We start from the raw sequence: 25,306 nt of genomic DNA, 5'->3' as shown, positions 1-25,306 counted from the left end.
TATGCCTCTTAGGCTGTCGTTGTTTGATTGTCGAATCGGAGCGAATCCCGCCCTTTGCCCCACATTGCCTCGTCAACGCGCGGGAAATACCCGCACGGCACGCGGCACGGCCGTCGCGCCGTCGCCGACCTGCAGCGAGAGCGCCCGCCAGGCGTCGCGGTCGAGTTCCGCCTCGAGCGCGCCGCCCGCGCGTGCCTCCAGCTCCACGCGCACCGAACCGCCGAGCGGAATCACGCGCCGCACGTCCACCGCGATGCCGTCGCGGTGCCCTTCGCCCGCCGGCCACAGCTGCAGATCGTGCGGCCGCACGTACGCATTCGCGGGGCCCGCGAAATCGGCGTCGACCTCGATCGGCGCAGCCGCGCCGTCGGCGACGAAGCCGCGCCCGGCGACCGTGCCCGGCAGCCGGTTCGCCGCGCCGAGAAACTCGTACACGAACGCGCTTTGCGGATGATCGTAGACGTCCTGCGGGCTGCCGACCTGCTCGACGTGGCCGCGGTTCAGCACGACGATCCGATCGGCCACCTCGAGCGCCTCCTCCTGATCGTGTGTGACGAAGATCGTCGAGATGTGCAGGTCGTCGTGCAGGCGACGCAGCCAGCCGCGCAGTTCCTTGCGGACCTTCGCGTCGAGCGCGCCGAACGGTTCGTCGAGCAGCAGCACCTTCGGCTCGACCGCGAGCGCGCGGGCGAGCGCGATGCGCTGGCGCTGGCCGCCCGACAGCTCGGACGGGTAACGCTGCGCGAGCCAGTCGAGCTGCACGAGCTTGAGCAACTCGTGCACCTTCTCGCGAATCGCGGCTTCCGACGGCCGCTCGCGGCGCGGCTTCACGCGCAGCCCGAACGCGACGTTCTCGAACACGGTCATGTGGCGGAACAGCGCGTAGTGCTGGAACACGAAGCCGACCTGGCGGTCGCGCGCGCCGACCGACGCGACGTCGAGCCCCTGCAGCACGACCTGGCCGGCGTCCGCGTGCTCGAGGCCCGCGATCACGCGCAGCAGCGTGGTCTTGCCGCAGCCGGACGGCCCGAGCAGCGCGACCAGTTCGCCGGGCGGGAAGTCGAGCGATACGTTGTCGAGCGCCGTGAAATCGCCGAAGCGCTTCTGAAGGTTACGGACGGTGATACCCATTCTGGTTGCCTCTTTACGATTTCGACGAAACGGCACCGACAGGGCCGGCATGTGCGGGAACGGCGTCGGCCAGTTCGGCGGCGAGATGACGCTCGGCGATCAGCTTCAGCGCGAGCGTGACGAGCGCGAGCAGCGCCAGCACCGACGCCACCGCGAACGCCGCCGCGAAGTTGTATTCGTTGTACAGAATCTCGACGTGCAGCGGCATCGTGTCGGTCACGCCGCGGATGTGGCCGGACACGACCGACACCGCGCCGAACTCGCCCATCGCGCGCGCATTGCACAGGATCACGCCGTACAGCAGGCCCCATTTCACGTTCGGCAGCGTCACGCGGCGGAAGATCTGCCAGCCCGATGCACCGAGCACGCGCGCCGCTTCTTCCTCGTCGGTGCCTTGCGCCTGCATCAGCGGAATCAGCTCGCGCGCGACGAACGGGAACGTGACGAAGATCGTCGCGAGCACGATGCCCGGCACCGCGAAGATGATCTGCACGTCGTGATCCTGCAGCCACGGCCCGAACCAGCCCTGCGCGCCGAACAGCAGCACGTACACGAGGCCGGAGATCACCGGCGACACCGAGAACGGCAGGTCGATCAGCGTCGTCAGCAGCGCCTTGCCGCGGAATTCGAACTTCGCGATCGCCCACGATGCGCACACGCCGAACACGAGGTTCAGCGGTACCGCGATCACGGCGACGGTCAGTGTCAGCTTGATCGCCGACCACGCATCGGGATCGGCCAGCGATTCGAGATAGAAGCCGACGCCCTTGCGCAACGCCTCGACGAACACCGCGGCGAGCGGCACGACGAGGAAGAACGCGAGGAACGCGAGCGCGATGCCCGTGAGCAGCCAGCGCACGACGCGCGACTCGCTGACAGGGTCGAGCCGCTTCGTGGCGCGCACGGCGGACGACGGGGTTTTCAGCACGACGGTGGCCTCCTGGCTCATTGCTGGCCTCCTGCCGCGACGGCGTTGACGGTGACGGTGGCGGGCGCCGGACCGCTCGCGCCCTTGCTCGTCCTGCGCTGCAGATACCACTGCAGCGTGTTGATCAGCAGCAGCATCAGGAACGACACCACCAGCATCACGACCGCCAGCGCGGTCGCGCCCGCGTAGTCGTACTGTTCGAGCTTCGTGATGATCAGGAGCGACGTGATCTCGGATTTCATCGGCACGTTGCCGGCGATGAAGATCACCGATCCGTATTCGCCGAGCGCGCGCGCGAACGCGAGCGCGAAACCGGTGAGCAGCGCCGGCAGCACGGCCGGCAGCACGACGCGGCGGAACGTCAGCCAGCGCGACGCGCCGAGGCACGCGGCCGCCTCTTCCTGCTCGCGCTCGAAATCCTCGAGCACCGGCTGCACGGTGCGCACGACGAACGGCAGCCCGATGAAGGTCAGCGCGACCAGCACGCCGGCCGGCGTGAACGCGATCTTGATGCCGAGCGGCGCGAGATACTGGCCGACCCAGCCGTTGGTCGCGTAGACGGCCGCGAGCGAGATGCCGGCCACCGAGGTCGGCAGTGCGAACGGCAGGTCGACGACCGCATCGACGAGGCGCTTGAACGGGAACGTGTAGCGCACCAGCACCCACGCGACGAGAAAGCCGAACACGGCGTTGATCAGCGCGCCGCCGAGCGCGGCCGAGAACGTCAGCCGGTACGACGCGAGCACGCGCGGCGACGTGACGGCGGTGACGAACTGGTCCCACGACAGCGTCGCGGTCTTCAGGAACGTGGCGGCGAGCGGAATCAGCACCACGAGGCTCAAATAGGCCACCGTGATGCCGAGTGTCACGCCGAAACCGGGCAGCGCGCTCGGCTTGCGAAAGGTGTACGTCGTCATCGGATGCTCTTGCTGGGTCGATGCTGCTCACGGGTCCGACGCAAACGCCGGCGCAGTGCATCGCGCCGGCGGCCCGTCGGGGATGCGGCGCGCTGTCGTGGCGCGCCGCTTGGTCGTTATGGTGTGACTGCGTGCGTTACTGCGGCTTGTAGATCGAATCGAACACGCCGCCGTCCGCGAAATGCGTCTTCTGTGCATTCGTCCAGCCGCCGAACGTGTCGTCGACCGTGTACAGCTTCAGCTTCGGGAACTGCCTGGTCAGTTCAGCCGGCACGTTCTTCGAGCGCGGCCGGTAGTAGTTGCGCGCCGCGATTTCCTGGCCCTGCGGGCTGTACAGGTAATTCAGGTACGCCTCCGCCAGCTTGCGCGTGCCCTTCTTGTCGACCACCTTGTCGACCACCGCGACAGGCGGCTCGGCCAGGATGCTCACCGACGGCACGACGATCTCGAACTTGTCGGTGCCGAATTCCTTGACCGACAGGAACGCCTCGTTCTCCCATGCGATCAGCACGTCGCCGATCCCGCGCTGCACGAAGCTCGTCGTCGCGCCCCGCGCGCCGGAATCGAGCACGCCCGCGTTCTTGTAGAGCTTCGTGACGAAGTCCTTCGCCGTCTGCTCGTTGCCGCCCGGCTTGTGCAGCGCGTACGCCCATGCGGCCAGGTAGTTCCAGCGCGCGCCGCCGGACGTCTTCGGGTTCGGCGTGACGATCGAGATGCCCGGCTTGGTCAGGTCGTCCCAGTCCTTGATCCCCTTCGGATTGCCCTTGCGCACGAGGAACACGATCGTCGACGTGTACGGCGACGCGTTGTCGGGCAGGCGCTTCTGCCAATCCTTGTTCACGAGCCCCTTGTTCGCGAGCGCGTCGATGTCGTACGCCAGCGCCAGCGTGACGACGTCGGCCTGCAGGCCGTCGAGCACCGAGCGCGCCTGCGCGCCCGAACCGCCGTGCGACTGCTTGAAGTTGACGGTTTCGCCCGTCTTCGCCTTCCACTCCTTGCCGAACGCCTGGTTGAAATCCTGATACAGCTCGCGCGTCGGGTCGTACGACACGTTCAGGAAAGTCGTATCGGCCTGCGCATGCGTCGCGACGCCCAGCGCCGCCGCCGCGCCCAGCGCGAATGTTGCGATCAGGCGGCCCACTCCGCCCACCAGCCCCGTGTTGCGCTTGCCCATCCTTGGTTCTCCAGTGTTGTCGGTATTGCGATGTCGGGCCAGTCTATCGAACGGGTTACATGATTAAAAATAATCCTTCCTCATTTTTTAATACTCAAAAGTGCTAACGCATACGGGACGGACGGTTGCGGCGGACAAACCGGCGTCCGGGCGTCGCGAAATCGCGCCGGAATCGACGCAATCGCGTCGAACCTCAAGTAACACTTGAAATTCGCGAAGTACTGTATAAAAATACAGCTCACTGTCTATCCATACAGTTGAGCCATGACCAAACTCACCGCCCGTCAGCAGCAAGTGTTCGACTTGATCCGCCGCGCGATCGAGCGCTCCGGATTCCCGCCCACCCGTGCCGAGATCGCGGCCGAACTGGGCTTCAGCTCGCCGAATGCGGCCGAGGAGCACCTGCGTGCGCTGGCGCGCAAGGGCGTGATCGAGCTGGCCGCGGGCGCATCGCGCGGCATCCGGCTGCTCGGGATCGACGACGCCCCGCATCAGTTCACGCTGCCGCACGCCGGCCTGATGCAACTGTCGCTGCCGCTCGTCGGCCGCGTCGCGGCCGGTAGCCCGATCCTTGCGCAGGAGCACATCTCGCAGCACTACGCGTGCGATCCCGCGCTGTTCACCAGCAAGCCCGACTACCTGCTGAAGGTGCGCGGGCTGTCGATGCGCGACGCCGGCATTCTCGACGGCGACCTCCTCGCCGTGCAGAAGCGCACGGAAGCGAAGGACGGCCAGATCATCGTCGCGCGCCTGGGCGACGACGTCACGGTCAAGCGCCTGATGCGCCGGCCCGGCGGCCTCGAGCTGATCGCGGAGAACCCGGATTACGAAAACATCTTCGTCAAGGCCGGCAGCGCGGATTTCGCGCTGGAAGGCATCGCCGTCGGGCTGATCCGCTCGGGCGAACTCTGACATTCCGTCTCGCTAGGAGAACATCATGGAACGCCTTGCCCGCCTGCTGCCTTTCCGTCAATTCGGTCGCCTGCGTCATCTGCGCGGCCGCACGCCCTGCGCTCCGCTGTCCGCGGCGGCGCCCGTGCAAGAAGAAGTCGCAGTCGAACGGCAGGCGCCCCTGCTGCCGTCAGCGCTCCCCGCGTTCGCGCGCGTATCGCTGAACGCTGGCCTGAATCACGCGGAACCCGCGCGTCGCGCGCCGGTGCGCGTCTATCACGGTCGTTCGCGCCTGATCATGGTGGGCACGATCGACGCCGTTTGCCGGATGATCGATCGCTGCATCGCGGAGGAACGATCGGCCACGCCGGGCGGTCTCTGATTGCGGAACCTTCCGGCACTGGAGGCAACGTGACTGGTTCGTCGCGCCGTGCATGGCGACTCAAGCCCCTGTTGATCGTCGCGGTCGTCGTCGCCTTCATTGCGGCGCTCGGCTATGGGTACGCGTCGCCGTATCTCGCGCTCGGCCGCCTGAAATCGGCGATCGATGCGCGCGACGCGCAGGCGATCAGCGAATATGTGGACTTTCCGTCGCTGCGCATCAGCCTGAAACAGCAGGTCACGGAAGAATTGATGCGCCGCGTCGACGCCGTAGAGAAGGACAATCCGTTCGCGGTGATCGGCGCGCTGATCGGGTCCGCGCTGATCGGCCCGCTCGTCGATGCGTACGCGACCCCGGAAGGCGTCGCCGCGTTGATGAGCGGATTGCCGCCGCGCGGCAATCCGGGCGAGCGGCCGCCTGACTGGTCGAATCAGCCACCGGCGGGCAATGCGCCTGCCGCGCCACCCGCCCATCCGGCGCCGGCAAGTAACGGCGTACCGGGCGGCACCGCGGCCGCTTCGGCGGCATCGTCGCCGGCCCCCGCGCCGGCCGCACCGGCCAGCCCGAGCGAAGCAACGCAAGCGCCGCGCCAGCAACAAACCAGCGCGGGCTACCGAAATATCGATGAATTCGTCGTCACGTATCAGCGCGGCGCCGACGGCACGCGCTATGCGGCGATCTTTCACCGCTTCGGGCTGTTCTCGTGGAAATTGTCCGGGATCGACCTGCATGCATAGCAGGCCGCGCTGGACGCCCGCTCCGCCGATCCAGCGCGATGCCTGACCGGCATGCATCGCCAGTCAGGTCGTCATCCAGTCTTTAGATCATTGGCCGGTCGCCATGGCCGCCTCGCGCTCGCGCGCGATTTCGGCCTTCTGCTCTTCCGCCGACGAACACGCCACCAGAATGCTGCAGTTCACGCGATCGAGCAGTTGCGTATTGCCCGAGCCCATCCACCATCTCGACAATCCGCTGCGGCACCGGTGGCCGACGACGACGAGGTCGACCTTCAGCTCCGACGCGAGATTCGCGATTTCGTCGATCGGATAACCGAAGGCGAAATGGCCCTCGGCTTGCACACCGCGCTCGCGCAGCCAGTTCACGCCTTCCTGCAGGATTTCGCGCGCGGTTTCCTCGAAGCGGCCGCACGCGACATCGGTCAGCAAGCCGGCGCTTTGCGCAATGCTCGAACGCATGTCGACGACCGACAGCAAATGCGTTTCCGCCTTCAGGTCCATTGCGAGATTGGCTCCGCAGCGTAGTGCCTTGCGCCCTTCGAGCGTGCCATCGTAACACAGCAAAATCTTGTTGTAGCTAGCCATGAAGCCTCCCTATCGCGACAACGAGCCGACGCATTCATCATGGTGCGCCGCAATCCAGGACGCAAGAGATGGAAAACGCTGATTCGCCACGCGTGGCGCGTGCGCGATGATGCGGTGCATGATCGGTGCGCACATGCATCGCACCGGGCGGGCGTGCCCTGAAGCGACGCAGCCGATGCACTAGAATGGCCCATTCGTACACCAGCGAGCCGCGTCGCGCCGGCATCGTGCGCTTCGGTCACGCCCGTGTGACACGGATTCGCGCGATCCGTTCGGAAACCGGCCACGCACCGGGCAGCAGCACACGCCCGCTTACAACGACAAGACGCCCATGTCCGTCGCACCGATCGATTTCCGCAACGTCGAAAAACGCTATGGCGACAAGCTCGTCGTCAACGGTCTGTCCTTCCACGTGAAGGCCGGCGAATGCTATGGCCTGCTCGGCCCGAACGGCGCCGGCAAGACCACGACGCTGAAGATGCTGCTCGGCCTCGCGCATCCCGATGCCGGCACCATTTCGCTGTGCGGCGAACCGGTTCCATCGCGTGCCCGACATGCACGCCAGCGCGTCGGCGTCGTCCCGCAGTTCGACAATCTCGATCCGGACTTCACGGTCCGGGAAAACCTGCTCGTGTTCAGCCGCTATTTCGGGATGTCGGCGCAGGCGGCACGCGCGCTCGTGCCGCCGCTGCTCGAATTCGCGAAGCTCGAGAACAAGGCCGATGCGAAGGTGGGCGAGTTGTCGGGCGGCATGAAGCGTCGCCTCACGCTCGCCCGCGCGCTCGTCAACGATCCCGACGTGCTCGTGCTCGACGAGCCGACGACGGGCCTCGATCCGCAGGCGCGGCATCTGATGTGGGAGCGGCTGCGTTCGCTGCTCGCGCGCGACAAGACGATCCTGATCACCACGCATTTCATGGAAGAAGCCGAGCGTCTGTGCGATCGGCTGTGCGTGATCGAGGAAGGCCGCAAGATCGCCGAAGGCGCGCCGCATGCCCTGATCGCATCGGAGATCGGTTGCGACGTGATCGAGATCTACGGGCCCGATCCGGCCGCGCTGCGCGACGAGTTGTCGGCCTTCGCGAAGCGCACCGAGATCAGCGGCGAGACGCTGTTCTGCTATGTGACCGACCCCGAACCGCTCAGCGCGCGCCTCAAGGGCCGCACAGGATTGCGCTATCTGCATCGCCCGGCCAATCTGGAAGATGTGTTCCTGCGGCTCACCGGCCGCGAGATGCAGGACTGAACGACCATGGACGTCCGCAACTATTCCGCCACCACGCCGTCGGCCCCGCCGCGCGAATCACGCTTCGCGATCGCAATGCCGGCCAATGCAGGCAACTGGGTCGCCGTCTGGCGACGCAATTACCTCGTGTGGCGCAAGCTCGCGCTCGCGTCGATGTTCGGCAATCTTGCCGATCCGATGATCTATCTGTTCGGGCTGGGTTTCGGGCTCGGCCTGATGCTCGGCCATGTCGACGGCGTGTCGTATATCGCATTCCTCGCGGCCGGCACGGTCGGCTCGAGCGTGATGATGTCCGCGAGCTTCGAGTCGATGTATTCGGGTTTCTCGCGGATGCACGTGCAGCGCACGTGGGAAGCGATCATGCATACGCCGCTCGCGCTCGGCGACATCGTGCTCGGCGAAATCGTCTGGGCGGCCAGCAAGGCAATGCTGTCGGGGGGCGCGATCATGCTCGTCGCGGGCGTGCTCGGCTACGCACGCTTTCCGTCGATGCTCGCGGTGCTGCCGGTGATCGCGCTGGCCGGCCTCGCGTTCGCCAGCATCGCGATGATCGTCACGGCGCTCGCGCCATCCTACGATTTCTTCATGTTCTATCAGACGCTCGTGCTGACGCCGATGCTGTTGCTATCGGGCGTGTTCTTCCCGATCACGCAGTTGCCGCCGATCGCGCAGCATGCGGCGCAGGCGCTGCCGCTCGCGAATGCGGTCGAGCTGATCCGGCCCGCGATGCTCGGCCGGCCGGCGACCGACATCGCGCTGCACGTCGCGGTGCTCGCCGGCTACGCGGTCGGCGGATTCCTGCTGTCCGCGTGGCTGTTCCGGCGGCGGATGATGCGCTGACGGCCGGCGCGTCGGGCACCACGCACCGGCCGCCGGCCAAATGCGACGACGTTACTCGTCGTCGTCGCTCCACGGAATTTCGACGTCGGTCAGGAACGCGACGGTCGCGAGCGGGCCGCCTTCGTGGCGGCCGAGCTTGCCGTCCGCGCGATGCCATTCCACGCGGAACTGCGTGCCCGGATCGTCGGCCACCAGATACACCGTGCGCAGCTCTTCCTTGTCGGCTTCGTCCACCGGGCCGTCGAACGACACCAGCATCTTCTGCGGCCACAGGCCGTTGACGGGATCGTAAATGCGATCGCCCTGCGGAATGTCGATGCTGGCCTCGACACCGATCGTTGCGGAGGCCTCGATGATCATCGTGCCGAGTGCGTGCAGCACGGCCGTCGCCCGCGCGGAATTGGCCTGACGAATCGCGAGATCGCCGCGCGTCAGCGCCTTTTCGAGTCGAGGATGAATCTTCGGTTGGGTCATGCGTTTTCCTGTTTGCTTCTTGTAAAGGGCGCCGCACGCATGAAGCGGCGGCGCCGGGTGAATACGACGATGGCGCGCGACGGGCGCGCCGTTGCGCGCGTCAGAACCCGAACGCGATCGCGAGCAAGCCGCTCACGATCCCGAATACGACGACGAGCGTCGCGACGATCGCCAGCATGTACGGCTTGAACGAACGCGCGAGCATCGCGAGCGACGGCACGCTGATCGGCGGCAGCGTCATCAGCAGCGCGGCGGCCGGACCGACGCCCATGCCAAGCGACAGCATGGCCTGGATGATCGGCACCTCGCCGGCCGTCGGAATCACGAACAACATGCCCGCGACCGCGAATGCGACGATCCAGCCGAGCTGATTGCCGATGTCCGGGCCGATATGCGGAAACAGCCAGGCGCGCGCGGCGCCGAGCAGCAGCACGAGCACGATGTATTCGGGCACGAGCCGCACGGCCATGCGTGCGAGCAGCTTCATCCAGCGGACGAACGGATTGCCGGCCGCGGCCTGTTCGGCCGCCAGCGCGGCAAGCTGCGCATCGTCGATGCTGCGGTCTTCGGGACGTGCGACGCGGTTCAGCAGATAGCCGATCCCGAACACCATCGCGATGCCGAGCACGAGGCGCAGCGCGCTCCAGTGCCAGCCGAGCACGAAGCCCATGAACACCAGCGCCGCCGGGTTCAGCACCGTGTTGCCGAGCCAGAACGCGACCGCGCCGCCCGGCGACGCATGACGCGCACGCAGGCCCGCGACGACCGGCGCCGCGCAGCACGTGCACATCATCCCGGGCAGCGACAGCAGCCCGCCCGCGGCGACGCTGCCGAAACCCGTGCGACCGAGCACGCGCGCCACCCAGTGCGCGGGCAGCAGCGCCTGCACGGCCGAGCCGAGCAGCAGGCCCAGCACCATCGCCTGCCAGATCGCCTTGCCGTATGCCCACGCGTAGTCGAGCGCCGCCTTCAGCGACGGCTCGGGCGCGGCCGCCGACGTGCCCATCAGGATCGACTGGCCGATCGAATGGTGCTCGGCGGCAACGAACGCCTTGTTGTAGTACGGAAACCATTTTACGTAGAACAGTCCCGCGACCGCGATCAGCAGGAAGGTCATCCAGCCGAGGGCCGGGTTGGGTTGGGTGCGTGTGGTCGTCATCGTGTGATGGTCGTCGAGTGGTTTTTATCGATTTCGGATGTCGTGCCGGCCGCAAATGCGGCCGATGCGGGCAGCCCGGCTTGCGCGAGTTCGGCCAGCAGCGTGCGCGCCTGATCGTGCACGTCGGCCGCGTTGGGCCGGAACGTGAACGTCAGCGCCCGGTTCGGCTTGTTGTACGTCGCGCGGTAAGTGCGCGCATAGGCGGGATCGTAATGCCTGTCGATCAGTTCGGTGAACAATTCGGCTCGCGCGCCGGCATCGATCAGCCCCTTCCAGCGCGTCACCTCTTCGCGGCTGTGCAGGCCGATCAGCCGATGAAGCTGCGCCTTGAACGCGTCCGGCGCGTCGAACAGATGGGCGTAATCGTCGAGAAGGAACGCGATCCGCTCGTCGTGGGCGGCTTCGACCTGAACCCACGGTCCCGCGTGAAACGCCTCGATCAGCGCAATCGGCAACTGCACGAGCCCGATCCTGCGGCTTTCCGACTCGACGAACACCGGCCATTGGGGGTCGAAGCGTCCGAGCGCCTCGACGAGCCCCGAATCGAAGCCCTTCTGCGCCGGCTGCGGCTTGCCCGGCAGCGCGCCGAGCAGCGAGCCGCGATGACACGCGAGCGCTTCCAGGTCGAGCGTCTGCGCGCCCACGTCGCGCAGCGCGTTCAGCAGGCGCGTCTTGCCGCAGCCCGTATGGCCGACGAGCGCGATGTAGCGAAAGCGTGTAGGCAGCGAATCGAGCGTCGCGCACACCGACCGGCGGTATGCCTTGTAGCCGCCGTCGAGCTGGCGCGCCTTCCAGCCGATCAGGTTGAACCAGGTCGTCATCGAGCCCGAACGCTTGCCGCCGCGCCAGCAGTAGATCAGCGGCCGCCAGTTGCGCGGACGGTCAGCGAACGTCGTGTCGAGATGGCGCGCGATGTTGCGCGCCACCATTGCCGCGCCGACGCGCGTCGCCTCGTACGGCGACACCTGCCGGTACATCGTGCCGACGAGCACGCGCTCTTCGTTGCCGAGCACGGGCGCGTTCAGCGCGCCGGGGATATGGTCCTCGGCGAACTCGAGCGGCGTGCGCACGTCGATGATCTCGTCGAACTCGCCGGCGCGATCGAGGGTGACAATCAGGTTCTTCAATTTGGCGTCGAACAGGGGCGATGCGGCTCGAGAAGCCGCATGGGCGCGGAAGGCGGATTGACGATTATCTCACGGGCCGGCGTCCCGGGCCTCGCGCGGCGATCGGCGGCGACGAAGCGGCCTGCATCGCGTCGATCAGATGGTCGCGGAACGCGCGCACCGACGCGGGCAGATCGCGCCCCGCCATCGTCTGCACCTGGATGCTGCGTTCGCGCAGTTGCGGATTGGTCACGGGCACGACGACGAAGCCGTCCGCCTCGGCGCGGTCGCGCACCGACAACAGCCCCGTGAACATCACCGCGCCCGTGCGCCGCGCGTAGCCGTACATCGCCGCGGTATTGTTGCTCGTCAGCTCGGGCTCGAGCAGCAGCCCGTCGAGCGCGCACGCGATGTCGATCAGCTGCCGCACCGTCGTGCCGGCCTCGGGCAGCACGTGCGCGTACCGGGCGACATCGGCAAGCGACACCGCGTCGCGCGCCGCGAGCGGATGATCGTGCCGGACCAGCGCAAAGACCGGCGCGCGCTCGGTGTGGTCGACGCGCACGCCCTTCTCCGGCGCGAGGCTGAAGGTCAATGCGATGTCCGCATCGCCGTCGCGCACGCGCCGGGTCGCGTCCGCCGGCGACACGACCCACACGATGAAATCGACGCCCGGGTGGCGCGCCTTGAAGCTCGCGAGCACGCCGGGCAGGAAATCGATCGCGAACCCTTCCGAGCACGCGATCTTCAGCAGGCTGCCGTGCAGCGCGTCGAGCCCGCCGATGTCCTTCATCACGTGCTCGGCCTCCAGCAGGCTGCGCTGCGCGAACGCCAGCAACCGCTCTCCCGCCTCCGACAACGCCATCCCGCGCGGCCGCCGCTCGAACAGCGGCGCGCCGAGCTCGCTCTCCAGCTTCGCGATCTGGCGGCTGATTGCCGATACGGCCACGTGCAGCCGCGCGGACGCGTCGCTGATCGACCCGGTACGCGCCACCTCGACGAAATATCGCAATGCCAGGCCATGCAGGAAAGCCGCCATCGTTCTGTCTCCGCGCCGCATCCGGCCGCGCTGCTTTGCCTTTTCGGCAAAGAAAGGTTCGAAATTCGATCATTGTGACAAAAAAACCGGCTTTCTAGAATCGATCGCACTTCACGCTGCCTGCGCGCCCGCGCACGGCGAACCCGACCGAGGAGACCCGACTTGAGCCGTACCGCCGCCATCCAGCACGCGCTGAACCAGTTCGAATCCGGTGCGTTCTTCACGACCCTGAGCCGCCGCGTCGGCCTGCGCACCGAAAGCCAGGAAAGCGGCAGCGAAGCCGCGCTGCGCGCCTATCTGACCGACGAGATCGCGCCCGAGGCCGCGCGCCTCGGCTTCACGTCGCGGATCGTCGACAACCCCGTCGCTGGTGGCGGGCCGTTCCTGCTCGCGTCGCGCCACGAAGACGACGCGCTGCCGACCGTGCTGATCTACGGTCACGGCGACGTCGTGCGCGGCTACGACGCGCAGTGGCGCGCGCCGCTGTCGCCGTGGACGCTGACGGCCGACGGCGACCGCTGGTACGGCCGCGGCAGCGCCGACAACAAGGGCCAGCACACGATCAACCTGGCCGCGCTGGCGAGCGTGCTCGAAGCACGCGGCGGCCGGCTCGGCTTCAATGCGAAGCTGCTGATCGAGATGGGCGAGGAAACCGGGTCTCCGGGCCTCGACGCGCTGTGCCACCAGGAGCGCGACGCGCTCGCGGCCGACGTGCTGATTGCGTCCGACGGCCCGCGCATTGCCGCCGCGCGCCCGACGGTATTTCTTGGCTCGCGCGGCTCGGTCAACTTCAAGCTGAGCCTGCGCGCCCGCGACGGCGCGCATCACTCGGGCAACTGGGGCGGACTGCTGCGCAACCCGGCGATCGTGCTCGCGCATGCGCTCGCGAGCCTCGTCGACGCGCGCGGCGCGATTCGCGTCGAGGGGTTGCGCCCGCCGCCGATCCCGGCCGCGGTGCGCGACGCGCTCGCCGATCTTTCCGTCGGCGGCGGCCCCGGCGACCCGGCGCTCGACGCCGACTGGGGCGAGCCCGGCCTGTCCGCGGCCGAGCGCGTGTTCGGCTGGAACACGTTCGAGATCCTCGCGTTCAAGGCCGGCAATCCGGAGCATCCCGTCAACGCGATCCCGCCCGCCGCGTACGCGCACTGCCAGTTGCGCTTCGTCGTCGGCACCGACTGGGAAGCGCTGCAAGCACACCTGCGCGCGCATCTCGATGCGCACGGCTTCGCCGACATCGAGATCGACGTCGAACGCGGCGCACCGGCAACGCGCGTGCCGCCGGACGATCCGTGGGTCCGCTGGGCCGTCGCGTCGCTCGCGCGCACCACCGGCAAGAAGCCCGCGATCCTGCCGAATCTCGGCGGCACGCTGCCGAACGAGGTGTTTGCCGACACGCTCGGGCTGCCGACGCTGTGGGTGCCGCACTCGTACCCGGCGTGCTCGCAGCACGCGCCCGACGAGCACCTGCTCGCGAGCGTCGTCAGCGAGGGGCTGCAGATGATGGCCGGCCTCTTCTGGGATCTCGGCGAGAACGCGCCGCCCGTTCGCCGCACGGCCTCCGCCGCGGCCGGCGCCGCCCTGTAACGCGCTTCGCCCCTTTCACGGGACCTGCACACACGATGAATACGACCACCCTGACCTCACAGGACGCCGCGCGCCCCAGCGCCGCGCAAATCCGGCGCATCATCTTCGCGGCGTCGATCGGCAACGCGCTCGAATGGTTCGACCTGATCGTCTACGGCTTCTTCGCTGTGACGATCGCCAAGCTGTTCTTCCCCGCCACGAGCGAAGCGACGTCGCTGATGCTGACGCTCGGCACGTTCGGGCTGTCCTACCTGATCCGGCCGATCGGCGGCTTCGTGCTCGGCGCGTACGCGGATCGCGCGGGCCGCAAGGCGTCGCTGCTGCTGTCGATCGCGATGATGATGGCCGGCACGCTGCTGATCGCGCTGATGCCGACCTACGCATCGATCGGCATTCTCGCGCCGCTCGGGATCATGCTGTCGCGGCTGATGCAGGGCTTTTCCGCCGGCGGCGAATTCGCGAGTTCGACCGCATTCCTCGTCGAGCACGCGCCGCAGCGGCGCGGCTTCATGTCGAGCTGGCAGTTCGCGAGCCAGGGCCTCGCGACGTTGCTCGCGTCGGGCTTCGGCGCGCTGCTGACGGCCACGCTGACCTCCGCGCAACTCGAAAGCTGGGGCTGGCGCGTGCCGTTCCTGTTCGGGCTGGCGATCGGCCCGGTCGGGCTGTACATCCGCCGCTACGTCGACGAAGGCGTCGAATTCAAGACGCAGGCACGCTCCGAGGCCCCGGTGCGCGAGCTGTTCGCGGGCCAGAAGGTGCGGCTGCTGCTGTCGATCGGCGTGCTCGTGATCTCGACCGCGATCAACTACATGATCCTGTACATGCCGACCTATGCGATCAAGCAGCTCGGGCTGCCGGCATCGACCGGCTTCGCGGCGACGCTCGCGACCGGTTTCGTGCTCACGCTCGTCACGCCGGTCGTCGGCCATCTGTCCGACCGCACCGGGCGGATCCGCATGATGGCGGTCGCGGCCGTGCTGATGCTCCTGACCGTGTGGCCGACGTTCGCATGGCTCACGCGCCACGCGTCGTTCGCGACGATGCTCGCCGCACTGGTCTGGATCGGCGCGCTGAAGGCGATGTACTGCGGCGCGCTGCCGGCACTGATGGCCGAACTGTTCCCGTCGCAGACGCGCGCCACCGGGCTCGCGGTCAGCTACAACACCGGCGTCACGCTGTTCGGCGGCTTCGCGCCGTTCGTCATCACCTGGCTGATCAGCGCGACCGGCAACCGGCTGTCGCCGGCGCTCTATCTGATCGGATGTGCGCTGCTGAGCCTCGCCGCGCTGTTCGTCGCACGCACGCGGCTGAAGATGCACTGACGCGAGCAACGACGGCGCGGCGCGGCGCCGTCGAAACCGCCCGATGCGGCCCGTCGCGGCATCGCTGCCGCGCGGGCCGCGCGCCGCTTACGGCGCCGGATTCGGCTGCCGTTCGTGCAACGCGTCGATCTCGGCGAGAATCTCGTCGGACAGCTTCACGTCGATGCTGCCGATGTTCTCCTTCAACTGCTCGAGCGACGTCGCGCCGACCAGGTTGCTGCGCACGAACGGGCGGCTGTTGACGAACGCGAGCGCCAGTTGCGCGGGCGACAGCCCGTGACGTCGCGCGAGCGCGACATAGCGCGACGTCGCCTCGACGGCCTGCGGCTTGCTGTAGCGCTGGAAACGCTCGAACAGCGTGATGCGTGCGCCGGCCGGACGCGCGCCGTTCTCGTACTTGCCGGACAGCCAGCCGAACGCGAGCGGCGAATACGCGAGCAGACCGACGCCGTCGCGATGCGTAAACTCCGACAGCCCGTTCTCGAACGTGCGGTTCAGCAGGCTGTACGGATTCTGGATGCTGGCGATGCGCGGCAGCCCGAGCCTTTCGGCCGCGCGCAGGAACTGCGCGACACCCCACGGCGTTTCGTTCGACACGCCGATCGCGCGCACCTTGCCGGCCTTCACGAATTCCGCGAGCACGCCGAGCGTTTCCTCGATCGGCACCGTGTACGCGTCGTCGACCCACGGATACGCGGGCCGGCCGAACGTGGTCGTGCTGCGATCGGGCCAATGCAACTGGTAGAGATCGACGTAGTCGGTCTGCAGGCGCTTGAGGCTGCCGTCGAGCGCTTCGGTCAGGTTCTTGCGGTCGAACTGGTTGCCCTCGCCGCGAATATGGCGTGGATTGTGCGGCTGCCGCGCCGGCCCCGCGATCTTCGTCGCGAGCACGATGCGATCACGCTGCGCGCGATGCCGCGCGATCCAGGTGCCGATGTATTGTTCGGTGCGGCCTTGGGTGTCGGGCTTCGGCGGTACCGGATACATCTCCGCGGCGTCGATCAGCGTCACGCCCTGCCCGAGCGCGTAGTCGATCTGCTCGTGCGCGTCGCGCTCCGAATTCTGCTCGCCCCACGTCATCGTGCCGAGGCCGATCAGGCTGACCTCGATACCCGAATCGCCGAGTGTGCGGTATTCCATGCTGTTCCTGTCGCGTCGGTGGAAAGCAGAAACGCTATCACATTGGAGCGACTGCTTCAGACGGGCGCGGCACATGCTTACAAGCGGCCTGCGGTGCCGCCCGGCACGCTCCTGCGCTCCTTCGCCCGCTCCGGCAAGGGTGAGGCCACACTCCGTTACTGCGGCCGCTGGATGAAGCAGGTCGCCGACGCATGCGCGACGATCTTGTCGTCCGGCGTCTTCAGCGTGCCCTCCGCGACGCCCAGCGACCGCGACAGGTGAATCACCCGCCCTTCCGCGATCAGATCGACGTCGCGCGGCACGGGCCGCAGCATCTTCACGTGCAGATCGACGGTGCCGTAACCGACGCCCGCGTCGAGCATCGAATGCACCGCGCACCCGGTAACCGAATCGAGCACCGTCGCCGCGAATCCGCCGTGCACGCCGCCCAGCGGATTCAGGTGCCGGCCGTCCGCTCGCGCCGAGAACTTCACGTAACCGAGCTCGACGTCGAGCGGACGCATCGGGATCGTCTCGGAAATCGACGCGAGGGGCGCGTCGCCCGACACGGCGGCACGCAGCAGATCGAGGCCAGACAGGGAAAGCGGATTCATCGGGTTGTCTCCGGGTTGAAAGCGCGTCGCCGCGCGAGTAAGTTCTAAATTGGAACTCATTATTGTCAACGACGCCGGCCGTTGTCAACGCGGCTGCGCCCGTTGCGACCGAAGGCGGGTTCTATAATCGAACCCGCTATTTCGCTGAACCGCCGCAAGACCGCCGCAAGAGGCAAGAGACTCGACGATGAAATGGGATGACGTCGGCACGCTGAACTGTTCGGTCGCCCGCACGCTCGCCGTGCTGGGCGACCGCTGGACCATGCTGATCCTGCGCAACGCCTTCCTCGGCTGCCGCCGCTTCGATGCGTTCCAGGCCCAGCTCGGCCTGACCCGCCACGTGCTGGCCGAACGGCTCGCGCGGCTCGTCGACGAAGGCGTGCTCGTCAAGCGCGCGTATCAGGAACGCCCGCCGCGCTTCGAATACCGGCTGACGGAAAAGGGCCTCGACCTCTACCCGGCCCTGCTCGCGCTGATGGCGTGGGGCGATCGCTGGAAGGACGATGGCCACGGTCCGCCGGTGCAATTGCGCCACCGGGCCTGCGGGCAGCTGATGCACGCGGTCACCGTGTGCTCGGCCTGCGGCGAACCGCTCGACGCTCGCGACGTGCAGCCCGAGCCCGGGCCCGGCTGGATCGCGCCCGACGAAGCCGGGGCGCGTGCAGCGGCGGATTGACGATGCGTTGCGTGCGGATGCCCGAGCGGCATGCCCGCCAGACGTACGCCTGAGCCGCGGGCCGCATTGATTGGGCGCCCGTCCGACCGGGCGCGCGCATTGCTCGCACGCGCGTGCTCTGCAACGGTACACGCAAAACGCACACAATCGTCGGGCCTACTCCTGTCCGTTGATCGCCGATCGCACACCGACCGCACAATGCAACTTTGCGTCACCCTTCTCCACCCCTACCGATCATCGTGTGGCCCCTCGCTTCGCATCCGCACGTGACCGGGCCGTCACGCGTGCGTTACACTCACGGCCCGCTGTCTCGAAATCATTCGCTGTCCAACATGTTGTCGCGCAATCGCCTCGCTGCCGCCTGTCTCGCCGCTTCCCTGCTCGCCACACCCTTCGCCGCCTTCGGCAAGACGCAAAGCGAATCGCTGCTTCAGCAGGCGATCGATCTCGTGTCGCGATGGTTGCCGGCTCCGACTCATGAAGCCCCCGCGACGCAGGTCGTCGAATCGGCCTTCTCGCCCGACGGCGGCGCCGAGGCGCTCGTGCTGAAAGCGATCGGCGCGGCGCGCAGTTCGATCCGGGTCGCCGCCTACTCGTTCACGTCGCCGCCCGTCACGCGTGCACTGCTTGCCGCCAAGCGCCGCGGCGTCAATGTCGCGGTGGTCGTCGACGACAAGGGCAACCGCGCAAAGAGCAGCAAGCAGGCACTGAACCTGCTCATCAACGCGGGCATCCCGACACGCACGATCGACACCTATGCGATCCATCACGACAAGTACCTCGTGATCGACGCCGAGCACGTCGAAACAGGCTCGTTCAACTACAGTGCGTCGGCCGCCAGCCGCAATTCCGAGAACGTCGTCGTGGTCTGGAACAATCCGCAACTCGCGTCGCGCTACCTCACGCACTGGCAAAGCCGCTTCGATCAGGGCACGCCGTACCGCTCCAGCTACTGACGCGCCGCACGCGGTTTCGCCCGACGCTCGACCGCTCGCCTTCCCGCCACCGTGGTGCAGATGATCGGCGAGCGCGGCGCGATGTTCAATTCGGCCGAATGGCCAGTGCACCGCCGCGCGAAGCACCCGTCACGCGCGATGCCGCCATGCTCAATGGATCTCCGGCACCCGGCCGGTCGCGACGCCGGCATGCGCGCTCGACGCACAGCGATTCGCGTGCCCGTCCGCACCGCTTGCCGAATTCGCCGACAAGCCGTGGGCGCCCATCGGCAGCGCGCTGCGCACGCAACCGGTACTGAACGTCAGTGTGTTCTGAACCAGCGGGTAAAGGAAATACAGCGCGAACGCGAGATAGCCCGCGTACAGGATTCGAACCATGGTGCGATGGGATGAACGATTGGACTTGTCCTGTTTACGGCGCGGCGACGCGCGCCTTGAGGTTATCGCCTGTCCGATTCCGCATCGGGGCGAAACCCGGGCCGGTGACACGCGCCTTTCACGGCATCGACACCGAATCTCATGAACCCGGTCACCGCCGTGGCGGAACATGCAGCGTGGCGATGCATCGACGAATGCGCGATACTGTTCCGCGTACGACCCATCACCGGCCCGACGGCCGGGACAAGAGGCAACGCTCATGCAAATCGCACCGAAATCGGCCGACGAGGCGGCCCGGCTCGATACGCTTCATTCGCTTTCGATCCTCGATACGCCGCCCGAAGAGCGTTTCGATCGCCTGACACGTCTCGCGCGGCGGCTGTTCGACGTCCCGATCGCCCTCGTCAGCCTCGTCGACGAGAATCGCCAGTGGTTCAAAAGTCATCCGGGCCTCGACGCCGCACAGACGCCGCGCGACGTGTCGTTCTGCGCACACGCACTGCTCGCGCCCGATACGATGGTGATCCAGGACGCACTGAACGACGACCGATTCCACGACAATCCGCTCGTCACCGGCGCGCCCGGCATCCGCTTCTACGCCGGCCGGCCGCTCGCCGCACCGGACGGCGCGCCCATCGGCACGTTGTGCCTGATCGACACGCGGCCCCGCTCGCTCGAACCCGACGAACTCGCGCTGCTGGGCGATCTCGCCCACATGACCGAGCGCGAGATCGCCGCGCTGCATTTCGCGACCACCGACGAACTCACGCAACTGACGAACCGGCGCGGCTTCGAGCTTCTCGCCCGCCACGTGCTGAGGCTGTGCGATCGCGTCGGCCGTCATGCCGTGCTGCTGTTCTTCGACCTGAACGATTTCAAGGCGATCAACGATCGCTTCGGCCATGCCGAAGGCGACCGCGCGCTCAAGGCGTTCGCCGAAACGTTGACGGGCGCGCTGCGCGACAGCGACGTCATCGCACGGCTCGGCGGCGACGAGTTCGTCGTGCTGTTGAGCGCCACCGATCCGGCCGACGTCGCCGAGCCCGTCGAGCGCGTCACGCAGGCGCTCGCGCAGCGCAACGCCGCCGACGCACGCGGCTACGCGATCCGGTTCAGCGTCGGGCACGTTGCCTACGATCCCGCACACCATCGCACCGTCGCCGACCTGCTGGCATCGGCCGATCGCCGGATGTACGAACACAAGCAGCACGGCAAGACGGCCGGCGCATGACCGCGAACGCGCCACGCGGGCCGCGGCGAGATCGCGCCGCCGCGCAGCGCGCTCGCCCACGGTCGTTCGACGCGGGCCGGTTCAACTGCCGCAAGGCGGCGCGCTGGCCATGGCGTCCGCGATCTGCTCGGGTGTCAGATCGCGCTGATGCGTCGCCAGCGACCAGCGATGCCCGAACGGATCCTCGACCTGCCCGTAACGATCGCCCCAGAACATGTCCGCGGCCGGAATCGTGACCGTCGCGCCGGCTGCCACCGCCTTCGCGATCGCCGCATCGGTGTCCGGCACGTACAGATGCAGGCAGACGGGCGTGCCTTTCAGCGCCTTCGGCCCCAGCGCACCGTGCTCGGGCATTTCATCCACCAGCATCAGCGTCGAATCCCCGATCGCGAGGCACGCATGCGCGAGCCGGCCGTCGGGCATCGCGAGGCGGAATCGTTCGGTCGCGTCGAATGCGCGCTTGTAGAAATCGATGGCTGCGGTCGCGCCCGCACAGATCAGATGCGGGGTCAGCGTGCGCATCCCTTCCGGGATCGGCTTGACGGACGTGGGCATGGTGTCGCTCCTTCAGTCGGTTGTCGTATCGAAAATCGGGACGGACGCGCGTTGCGCACGCCTCCGATGCTACGACGGACGACTCCGGCGAAAATCGACATGGCGCCCGGGATTTTTTTGTTTGCTCGTGTGACAGGGGCGCGGGACAACGCGGCTTCGGGCGTCATCGGCCCGTTCGCTCGGCCTGCTCGTCCGGCAGGCCGAACTGACGACGGCAGGCTTCAAGCAACCCGGCCACCGCGCCGAGCGGAAAATCGGCAAACCGGGCGATCGGCAGCATCACGCCACCCGGCACCTTCGTGCGCGACGAATGCGCGGAGAACTGGTAGCCGATGTAATGATTACCGGCGACGCTGACGATCCGGAATTCGGTGACGTCCCGCCACGGCGTGACGGGTTTTTCGCGCGCGGCGCCGATCAGCCGGAAGCCCGTCTCGTCGATCTGCAGCGCCATCCTGCGCCGCGACGACACGAACAACGCCGCACTAGCCAGCCCCAGCAACGCGGCCAGCGCCGCCACCGGCCAGAGCGCCGGCGCGGCCACGTAACCGCACAGGCTCGCCGCGGCCAGCCCCGCACACACGATCGCCCTGCTTTTCAGGCTTCGGCTGTCGACTGCCAGCGTGACCGGCAACGCACCGATGACCGTTTCCGCGTCGGGATCGACGTGCCGGCCGGAATCCGTTGGTTTCCGCTCGTCGGTCATTGCACGCCCGCTCGTGCCGACGGCCGCCGGCCCATCGACGCGGCCGGCATGCGAGGATTCCGACACCGATGGCGCGAATCACGCGCCGCGGCGCCGACATCGGTCAATTGCATACGTTGACGGTACCGTTGGTCGTGCATTGACCGGTGGCCCGGTGAGTCTGCTCCGCCAACCGAGGCGCGAGGCCCATGCCGCGATCCGGCGCGGCCGCCGACGACGAGGCAGGATCGGTCGTCGACGCGGTCTCCGGCGACGGTTGCACGGGCGCCGGCCCGGACGCGGTCTGGCAGGCGGCAAGCGTCAGACACAGCGCGAATGCCGACGGGACGACGGAGAATCTGGACAGGGTCATGGACGCGCTCGCTCGATTCGTTTGGGGTAACGGCCCGCAGTCAGATCTGCGGCAGATCGCGCAACGTGCGCGACTCGCTCGTTGCATCGATGTCGAGCTCGATGCCTTCCGACGCATCGCGATACAGCACGCGTTTCAGCCTGGGCCCGATCGCGGTGGTATCCGATGCCGAGAAGATCGCGCGGACATCGTTACCGGACGCAAGCGCGCGCGCCACGTCCGCCACCGGGGCCTCGCGCGGCGTCTCCGCCCACGAGCGATCGGCCGGGTTCACGGCCGCCCAGCGCACGTGCGTCACGCGCGCGCTGAGCGGATCGATCCGTACACCATTCACCGCAAACGTCGACATCGGCATCTCCTTTGAATTTTTGCGGCCTGCCGCCTGCACGCGGCAAGCGGCTGACAGCCGGATCTCGCGACCATGGCCCGCACGTGCCGGCGATCATGCGCGCTTGCCCGGCCAACGCGATTTTCGATGATACATTGGGACGCTTTGCAACCGTCAACAGACAATCGTGTACGGGAGAAACACATGAGCGACGCCTGGGGAACCTTCCCTGCCAGAATGGGCGACCATCAGGCTTTCATCAGCTTCAACCATGGCTTTGCGGAAATCGCCGAAGGCGATCCGCGCACGTCGCTGCTGAGCGTGCGCGTCCCGTTCGCGCGCCCGTCGCCCGAAGGCCTGCCGACCGGCGACGAATTCGCCGATCTCGCGAAGATCGAGGATCTGCTCGACGCGGCGATCATCGCAAAAGGCGGCGTGCAGGTCGGCCGCATCACCGTCGACGGCAACCGGGATTTTCTTTTCTACGTGCCGTTCGACGAGGAGGCAGCCGCGGAGATCGTCGATTCGCTGGCCGACCAGACGACCTATGCACTTCAGTACGCGCATCAGGACGACCCGGACAAGGCCACTTACTGGCAGACGCTCTACCCGACCGACGACGACTGGCAGATCATGCGCGACATGCGCACGCTGGATGCGCTGCGGCAGCAAGGCGACGTCCCCGACGTGAGCCGGCGCGTGATGCACTGGGCGTACTTCCCCGACCCGAGCGACGCGCACCAGTTCGCGGACTGGGCCGAAGCGAAAGGCTATCCGGTCGAATCGGTCGCGCCGACCGAAGACGGCAAGTCGGCCGTGCGGTTTTCGCACGAAGGCACGATGGCGCTCGCCGACATCACGCGCCATACGATCGCGCTCAATCGCGAGGTACGTGCGCTCGGCGGAAACTACGACGGATGGGAAACCAGCGTCGAACAGGCGGGGTGAGCGAAGCGCCATGCCCGTGGCGCGCGATGTGACGTCACGCCATCCGACGCAAAAAACATCCCGGCAGCGATGTTGCCCGCCGCCGGGATCAAGGCATCGCCGGCAAAAACCGGCGATGGGCCTGAGGGTTCGCTCAGGCACGAGGAAAGCGATTCGTACGGATCAGGCGAACGGATGTGGGGACGCGAACGAATGCCGTCGCGCAGCCCGCCGGACGCCTGTCCGGTTCCGCCGACGCAGCCTTCCGGCGTCGGGGGGCAAAAAGCCCCCGCTCCTGCGCGAGCGAGCGGGGAAACGGTTGACCGGGCCGGGGAAGAACGGTCAACCGGTCAAATTGTGATCGCGGGTCACGCGACGGTCTGTGCGGCAACTCACCCTTTGGTGACAATGTGACGATAACCGGCATGCTCGCGTGCCGACGAATACCGTCATGGTTCGAGCGCGACGCATTGCTTGCGGACTTCGCTGACGAAGAGCCGGCCGACAGCGTTCGCCTGCCCATCCAGCGGTTTATCCCGTCTTAATTCAATTCAATTTTTCAGCACCGCGCGCAGTTTCCGGTAAGTCGCGGGTATTGTCAAAGCAGGATTATTCTATTTTTTGGCGCGAGGTGATTTTCGCTTCATTTTTTTGCGACGAATTTCACGCGCGCAATGATCTGCGTCACGAAAACACGAGTTCCTCACTACAACGAGCCGCTGGAAAACCAGTCGGTAACCATATCGCCCCAGTCGAGATTGCTGACGATCTCGACAGCGGCATCGCCGACGATCTCGATAGCGGCGTCGCCAACGATTTCGGCCGTCGACGAATCTGCCGCCACCGCGCCGGTCGCCACCGCGCTCGCCTTCGCAATCGCGGTCGATGCGACGGGCTTCGGATCGGCAAGTCGCTCCAGCCAGTCGATGATATTGGCGCGCGCGTCTTCCGCATCGGCGAAATCATTGCGCTCCAGAAAGCGATCGAACACGATCCACGCGAGCGTCCTGCTTCGCACCGCGGATTCGAGTTGCCTGTCGACAACGGCGGTACGGCCCGACGCCGTGATGTCGAGCGTTGCTGTGAAACAGTAATCGAGATATTCGATCTCGAGTTTCGACGACATGGCTTCTCCGCTCAATCCGCCCTCTCTATTTTTATGACGCCCGGCACCCGACGGGCTTCGCGGCACAGTGTGAATCTTGCGTGAATTTAGCGCAGTGCTTCATTTTCACCGGCAGCATCACGATATTCTCGCAACCTGTCGATATCGACCGCAGCCATATGACCGCTCTCATTCCTTTTGCCCTTCCGATGGCACCGGAAGTTGCCCCGCCTTGCCATTTCCGTTGTCGACCTGCTCCGCGGCCGTCGTCGCGCTGCTAAACTCGGATCACAACGACCGCGCGCCACCAGAGGAAATAATGACGCTCGCTCAAGCAAAACAAAGCGGCGTAGATGTCTGGATCGTCCAGCTTCCTGGACACGCCCCCTATGCCTCCACGCACCTCAAGCGAATATTCTCGTCCGACGACTCGCGGCATCGGGTCGTGACGGTCGACCTGAAGAAATTGCTGGCCTGCGCCGATCGCGACACCACCGACTACGTACTGCCGTCGGTTCAGTACTGGGCCCCCGGCAAAGCCGCCGGCATCCGCGAATTCCTCGATCCGAACCGCAGCAGGATCCCGGACATGCCGTTCATCACGTTTCGCGAGACGAGAACGCGAACGCTACTCGGTATTCCCGGCCTGTCGAAAATCGGCGTCGCGTCGTTCCGTAACGGCCAGCATCGCGCACGCTATCTGGCCTATGCCGGTGCGACCACCTTGCCCGTCGAAATCCACGAGACCGAAGCCGATTTGCTTGTGCGGTATTGCGGCGAATGATCGCAATGTCCGTTCGGCTTTCCCCTCGCGCGATGCCATGGCGGCCGGGTGCCGCCGCCC

29 protein-coding genes are annotated in these 25,306 nt (G+C 66.9%); 12 read left to right on the top strand and 17 right to left on the bottom strand.

The annotated features are described in order from the left end of the window. Window positions 1-72: 72 nt before the first annotated feature. The 4 genes from CFB52_RS08085 to CFB52_RS08070 all read right to left on the bottom strand — a co-directional run bounded on the left by CFB52_RS08085 (window position 73) and on the right by CFB52_RS08070 (window position 4,150). Entirely contained in the window at window positions 73-1,131 is a 1,059-nt protein-coding gene (locus CFB52_RS08085) for a sulfate/molybdate ABC transporter ATP-binding protein (protein WP_059584139.1), read from the bottom strand. Between the two features lie 13 nt (window positions 1,132-1,144). Next, window positions 1,145-2,080, bottom strand: coding sequence for a sulfate ABC transporter permease subunit CysW (gene cysW, locus CFB52_RS08080; protein ID WP_059584141.1), 936 nt, complete (start codon window positions 2,078-2,080; stop codon window positions 1,145-1,147). Further along, window positions 2,077-2,976 carry a sulfate ABC transporter permease subunit CysT gene (cysT, locus tag CFB52_RS08075; RefSeq protein WP_099316374.1) on the bottom strand — a complete coding sequence of 300 codons (900 nt, stop codon included), beginning with the start codon at window positions 2,974-2,976 and terminating at the stop codon, window positions 2,077-2,079. Before cysT ends, cysW begins: the two co-directional genes overlap by 4 nt. A 136-nt stretch (window positions 2,977-3,112) precedes the next feature. Further along, window positions 3,113-4,150: a sulfate ABC transporter substrate-binding protein gene (locus CFB52_RS08070; protein WP_060966071.1), complete on the bottom strand. Its 1,038-nt coding sequence runs from the start codon at window positions 4,148-4,150 to the stop codon at window positions 3,113-3,115. Between the two features lie 264 nt (window positions 4,151-4,414). Between CFB52_RS08070 and lexA the strand changes: the two genes are divergently transcribed. The 3 genes from lexA to CFB52_RS08050 are packed head-to-tail and all read left to right on the top strand — an operon-like array spanning window position 4,415 to window position 6,160. After that, the gene (gene lexA / locus CFB52_RS08060) at window positions 4,415-5,062 is read left to right on the top strand and encodes a transcriptional repressor LexA (protein ID WP_006476077.1); all 648 of its coding nucleotides are present in this window, start codon (window positions 4,415-4,417) and stop codon (window positions 5,060-5,062) included. A gap of 25 nt (window positions 5,063-5,087) precedes the next feature. Then, window positions 5,088-5,423 carry a hypothetical protein gene (locus tag CFB52_RS08055; protein ID WP_099316373.1) on the top strand — a complete coding sequence of 112 codons (336 nt, stop codon included), beginning with the start codon at window positions 5,088-5,090 and terminating at the stop codon, window positions 5,421-5,423. Window positions 5,424-5,452: 29 nt separating this feature from the next. After that, window positions 5,453-6,160 (top strand): DUF2939 domain-containing protein, encoded by a 708-nt coding sequence (locus CFB52_RS08050; RefSeq protein WP_099316372.1) that lies wholly within the window; start codon window positions 5,453-5,455, stop codon window positions 6,158-6,160. A gap of 87 nt (window positions 6,161-6,247) precedes the next feature. Here the strand turns inward: CFB52_RS08050 and CFB52_RS08045 are convergent, their stop codons facing one another. After that, on the bottom strand, window positions 6,248-6,745 hold the full coding sequence (locus CFB52_RS08045; RefSeq protein WP_059584146.1) for a universal stress protein: 498 nt from the start codon (window positions 6,743-6,745) through the stop codon (window positions 6,248-6,250). Window positions 6,746-7,076: 331 nt separating this feature from the next. On the opposite strand from CFB52_RS08045, the gene nodI reads away from it, so the two are divergent. Both nodI and CFB52_RS08035 read left to right on the top strand, forming a co-directional pair. Continuing rightward, window positions 7,077-7,991, top strand: coding sequence for a nodulation factor ABC transporter ATP-binding protein NodI (gene nodI / locus CFB52_RS08040; RefSeq protein ID WP_059638668.1), 915 nt, complete (start codon window positions 7,077-7,079; stop codon window positions 7,989-7,991). A gap of 6 nt (window positions 7,992-7,997) precedes the next feature. Beyond that, the gene (locus tag CFB52_RS08035; protein WP_059638670.1) at window positions 7,998-8,831 is read left to right on the top strand and encodes an ABC transporter permease; all 834 of its coding nucleotides are present in this window, start codon (window positions 7,998-8,000) and stop codon (window positions 8,829-8,831) included. 51 nt (window positions 8,832-8,882) lie between these two features. Here the strand turns inward: CFB52_RS08035 and CFB52_RS08030 are convergent, their stop codons facing one another. From CFB52_RS08030 to CFB52_RS08015, 4 genes are all read right to left on the bottom strand, one after another. Then, the gene (locus tag CFB52_RS08030) at window positions 8,883-9,305 is read right to left on the bottom strand and encodes a hypothetical protein (protein WP_059584150.1); all 423 of its coding nucleotides are present in this window, start codon (window positions 9,303-9,305) and stop codon (window positions 8,883-8,885) included. Window positions 9,306-9,405: 100 nt separating this feature from the next. Next, window positions 9,406-10,464, bottom strand: a complete 1,059-nt coding sequence (locus CFB52_RS08025) for a permease (protein ID WP_059584152.1) — start codon at window positions 10,462-10,464, stop codon at window positions 9,406-9,408. Beyond that, a complete protein-coding gene (mnmH, locus tag CFB52_RS08020) occupies window positions 10,461-11,591 on the bottom strand; it encodes a tRNA 2-selenouridine(34) synthase MnmH (RefSeq protein WP_099316371.1) in 1,131 nt (376 codons plus the stop codon). The genes CFB52_RS08025 and mnmH overlap by 4 nt, the downstream gene beginning before the upstream one ends. Before the next feature lie 64 nt (window positions 11,592-11,655). Continuing rightward, window positions 11,656-12,609, bottom strand: coding sequence for a LysR substrate-binding domain-containing protein (locus CFB52_RS08015; protein ID WP_099316370.1), 954 nt, complete (start codon window positions 12,607-12,609; stop codon window positions 11,656-11,658). Between the two features lie 162 nt (window positions 12,610-12,771). Here CFB52_RS08015 and CFB52_RS08010 point away from each other — a divergent pair, with 162 nt between their 5' ends. Both CFB52_RS08010 and CFB52_RS08005 read left to right on the top strand, forming a co-directional pair. Next, on the top strand, window positions 12,772-14,193 hold the full coding sequence (locus CFB52_RS08010; RefSeq protein ID WP_099316369.1) for a M20 family metallopeptidase: 1,422 nt from the start codon (window positions 12,772-12,774) through the stop codon (window positions 14,191-14,193). 35 nt (window positions 14,194-14,228) lie between these two features. Continuing rightward, the gene (locus CFB52_RS08005; protein WP_099316368.1) at window positions 14,229-15,515 is read left to right on the top strand and encodes an MFS transporter; all 1,287 of its coding nucleotides are present in this window, start codon (window positions 14,229-14,231) and stop codon (window positions 15,513-15,515) included. 87 nt (window positions 15,516-15,602) lie between these two features. Here CFB52_RS08005 and CFB52_RS08000 read toward each other — a convergent pair whose 3' ends face one another. Both CFB52_RS08000 and CFB52_RS07995 read right to left on the bottom strand, forming a co-directional pair. After that, window positions 15,603-16,655, bottom strand: coding sequence for an NADP(H)-dependent aldo-keto reductase (locus tag CFB52_RS08000; RefSeq protein ID WP_099316367.1), 1,053 nt, complete (start codon window positions 16,653-16,655; stop codon window positions 15,603-15,605). Between the two features lie 155 nt (window positions 16,656-16,810). Further along, on the bottom strand, window positions 16,811-17,248 hold the full coding sequence (locus CFB52_RS07995) for a PaaI family thioesterase (protein ID WP_006484216.1): 438 nt from the start codon (window positions 17,246-17,248) through the stop codon (window positions 16,811-16,813). A 187-nt stretch (window positions 17,249-17,435) separates the two neighbouring features. On the opposite strand from CFB52_RS07995, the gene CFB52_RS07990 reads away from it, so the two are divergent. Next, entirely contained in the window at window positions 17,436-17,924 is a 489-nt protein-coding gene (locus tag CFB52_RS07990; RefSeq protein ID WP_099316366.1) for a helix-turn-helix domain-containing protein, read from the top strand. 332 nt (window positions 17,925-18,256) lie between these two features. Beyond that, entirely contained in the window at window positions 18,257-18,880 is a 624-nt protein-coding gene (locus tag CFB52_RS07985; RefSeq protein ID WP_059638683.1) for a phospholipase D family protein, read from the top strand. Between the two features lie 150 nt (window positions 18,881-19,030). Here CFB52_RS07985 and CFB52_RS07980 read toward each other — a convergent pair whose 3' ends face one another. Next, window positions 19,031-19,258 carry a hypothetical protein gene (locus CFB52_RS07980; protein ID WP_099316365.1) on the bottom strand — a complete coding sequence of 76 codons (228 nt, stop codon included), beginning with the start codon at window positions 19,256-19,258 and terminating at the stop codon, window positions 19,031-19,033. A gap of 259 nt (window positions 19,259-19,517) precedes the next feature. Between CFB52_RS07980 and CFB52_RS07975 the strand changes: the two genes are divergently transcribed. Continuing rightward, window positions 19,518-20,489, top strand: coding sequence for a diguanylate cyclase (locus CFB52_RS07975; RefSeq protein WP_059584166.1), 972 nt, complete (start codon window positions 19,518-19,520; stop codon window positions 20,487-20,489). A gap of 81 nt (window positions 20,490-20,570) precedes the next feature. Here CFB52_RS07975 and CFB52_RS07970 read toward each other — a convergent pair whose 3' ends face one another. From CFB52_RS07970 to CFB52_RS07955, 4 genes are all read right to left on the bottom strand, one after another. Then, entirely contained in the window at window positions 20,571-21,044 is a 474-nt protein-coding gene (locus CFB52_RS07970; RefSeq protein WP_059584167.1) for a VOC family protein, read from the bottom strand. Window positions 21,045-21,207: 163 nt separating this feature from the next. After that, entirely contained in the window at window positions 21,208-21,750 is a 543-nt protein-coding gene (locus CFB52_RS07965) for an aspartyl-tRNA synthetase (RefSeq protein WP_099316625.1), read from the bottom strand. 103 nt (window positions 21,751-21,853) lie between these two features. Then, complete coding sequence (locus tag CFB52_RS07960) at window positions 21,854-22,102, bottom strand: hypothetical protein (protein WP_099316364.1); 249 nt, start codon at window positions 22,100-22,102, stop codon at window positions 21,854-21,856. Window positions 22,103-22,142: 40 nt separating this feature from the next. Further along, window positions 22,143-22,451 carry a hypothetical protein gene (locus CFB52_RS07955; protein WP_059584348.1) on the bottom strand — a complete coding sequence of 103 codons (309 nt, stop codon included), beginning with the start codon at window positions 22,449-22,451 and terminating at the stop codon, window positions 22,143-22,145. Window positions 22,452-22,634: 183 nt separating this feature from the next. Between CFB52_RS07955 and CFB52_RS07950 the strand changes: the two genes are divergently transcribed. Next, complete coding sequence (locus CFB52_RS07950) at window positions 22,635-23,378, top strand: DUF695 domain-containing protein (RefSeq protein ID WP_059584173.1); 744 nt, start codon at window positions 22,635-22,637, stop codon at window positions 23,376-23,378. A 685-nt stretch (window positions 23,379-24,063) separates the two neighbouring features. Here CFB52_RS07950 and CFB52_RS07945 read toward each other — a convergent pair. Beyond that, the gene (locus CFB52_RS07945) at window positions 24,064-24,483 is read right to left on the bottom strand and encodes a hypothetical protein (RefSeq protein ID WP_099316363.1); all 420 of its coding nucleotides are present in this window, start codon (window positions 24,481-24,483) and stop codon (window positions 24,064-24,066) included. Between the two features lie 298 nt (window positions 24,484-24,781). Here CFB52_RS07945 and CFB52_RS07940 point away from each other — a divergent pair, with 298 nt between their 5' ends. Further along, complete coding sequence (locus CFB52_RS07940; RefSeq protein WP_099316362.1) at window positions 24,782-25,246, top strand: hypothetical protein; 465 nt, start codon at window positions 24,782-24,784, stop codon at window positions 25,244-25,246. Window positions 25,247-25,306: the final 60 nt, after the last annotated feature.

It is taken from the genome of Burkholderia sp. AU18528 (assembly GCF_002223215.2).
GTDB classification, from domain to species: domain Bacteria; phylum Pseudomonadota; class Gammaproteobacteria; order Burkholderiales; family Burkholderiaceae; genus Burkholderia; species Burkholderia semiarida.
Note: the sequence above shows the minus strand (reverse complement) of the source record. Positions and strands in the feature narration are given on the sequence as shown.

Bases quoted from the DNA above. Each gene is read 5' to 3' on its own strand.
- CFB52_RS08035 (WP_059638670.1), top strand. From the start codon at position 7,998: ATGGACGTCCGCAACTATTCCGCCACCACGCCGTCGGCCCCGCCGCGC.
- CFB52_RS07950 (WP_059584173.1), top strand. From the start codon at position 22,635: ATGAGCGACGCCTGGGGAACCTTCCCTGCCAGAATGGGCGACCATCAG.
- CFB52_RS08005 (WP_099316368.1), top strand. From the start codon at position 14,229: ATGAATACGACCACCCTGACCTCACAGGACGCCGCGCGCCCCAGCGCC.
- nodI (WP_059638668.1), top strand. From the start codon at position 7,077: ATGTCCGTCGCACCGATCGATTTCCGCAACGTCGAAAAACGCTATGGC.
- CFB52_RS07940 (WP_099316362.1), top strand. From the start codon at position 24,782: ATGACGCTCGCTCAAGCAAAACAAAGCGGCGTAGATGTCTGGATCGTC.
- CFB52_RS08085 (WP_059584139.1), bottom strand. From the start codon at position 1,131: ATGGGTATCACCGTCCGTAACCTTCAGAAGCGCTTCGGCGATTTCACG.
- CFB52_RS08030 (WP_059584150.1), bottom strand. From the start codon at position 9,305: ATGACCCAACCGAAGATTCATCCTCGACTCGAAAAGGCGCTGACGCGC.
- CFB52_RS07975 (WP_059584166.1), top strand. From the start codon at position 19,518: ATGCAAATCGCACCGAAATCGGCCGACGAGGCGGCCCGGCTCGATACG.
- CFB52_RS08000 (WP_099316367.1), bottom strand. From the start codon at position 16,655: ATGGAATACCGCACACTCGGCGATTCGGGTATCGAGGTCAGCCTGATC.
- CFB52_RS08070 (WP_060966071.1), bottom strand. From the start codon at position 4,150: ATGGGCAAGCGCAACACGGGGCTGGTGGGCGGAGTGGGCCGCCTGATC.
- cysW (WP_059584141.1), bottom strand. From the start codon at position 2,080: ATGAGCCAGGAGGCCACCGTCGTGCTGAAAACCCCGTCGTCCGCCGTG.
- CFB52_RS08055 (WP_099316373.1), top strand. From the start codon at position 5,088: ATGGAACGCCTTGCCCGCCTGCTGCCTTTCCGTCAATTCGGTCGCCTG.
- cysT (WP_099316374.1), bottom strand. From the start codon at position 2,976: ATGACGACGTACACCTTTCGCAAGCCGAGCGCGCTGCCCGGTTTCGGC.
- CFB52_RS07970 (WP_059584167.1), bottom strand. From the start codon at position 21,044: ATGCCCACGTCCGTCAAGCCGATCCCGGAAGGGATGCGCACGCTGACC.
- CFB52_RS08025 (WP_059584152.1), bottom strand. From the start codon at position 10,464: ATGACGACCACACGCACCCAACCCAACCCGGCCCTCGGCTGGATGACC.
- CFB52_RS07980 (WP_099316365.1), bottom strand. From the start codon at position 19,258: ATGGTTCGAATCCTGTACGCGGGCTATCTCGCGTTCGCGCTGTATTTC.
- CFB52_RS07945 (WP_099316363.1), bottom strand. From the start codon at position 24,483: ATGTCGTCGAAACTCGAGATCGAATATCTCGATTACTGTTTCACAGCA.
- CFB52_RS07955 (WP_059584348.1), bottom strand. From the start codon at position 22,451: ATGTCGACGTTTGCGGTGAATGGTGTACGGATCGATCCGCTCAGCGCG.
- CFB52_RS07965 (WP_099316625.1), bottom strand. From the start codon at position 21,750: ATGACCGACGAGCGGAAACCAACGGATTCCGGCCGGCACGTCGATCCC.
- CFB52_RS07990 (WP_099316366.1), top strand. From the start codon at position 17,436: ATGAAATGGGATGACGTCGGCACGCTGAACTGTTCGGTCGCCCGCACG.
- CFB52_RS07995 (WP_006484216.1), bottom strand. From the start codon at position 17,248: ATGAATCCGCTTTCCCTGTCTGGCCTCGATCTGCTGCGTGCCGCCGTG.
- lexA (WP_006476077.1), top strand. From the start codon at position 4,415: ATGACCAAACTCACCGCCCGTCAGCAGCAAGTGTTCGACTTGATCCGC.
- CFB52_RS08045 (WP_059584146.1), bottom strand. From the start codon at position 6,745: ATGGCTAGCTACAACAAGATTTTGCTGTGTTACGATGGCACGCTCGAA.
- CFB52_RS07985 (WP_059638683.1), top strand. From the start codon at position 18,257: ATGTTGTCGCGCAATCGCCTCGCTGCCGCCTGTCTCGCCGCTTCCCTG.
- CFB52_RS07960 (WP_099316364.1), bottom strand. From the start codon at position 22,102: ATGACCCTGTCCAGATTCTCCGTCGTCCCGTCGGCATTCGCGCTGTGT.
- CFB52_RS08015 (WP_099316370.1), bottom strand. From the start codon at position 12,609: ATGGCGGCTTTCCTGCATGGCCTGGCATTGCGATATTTCGTCGAGGTG.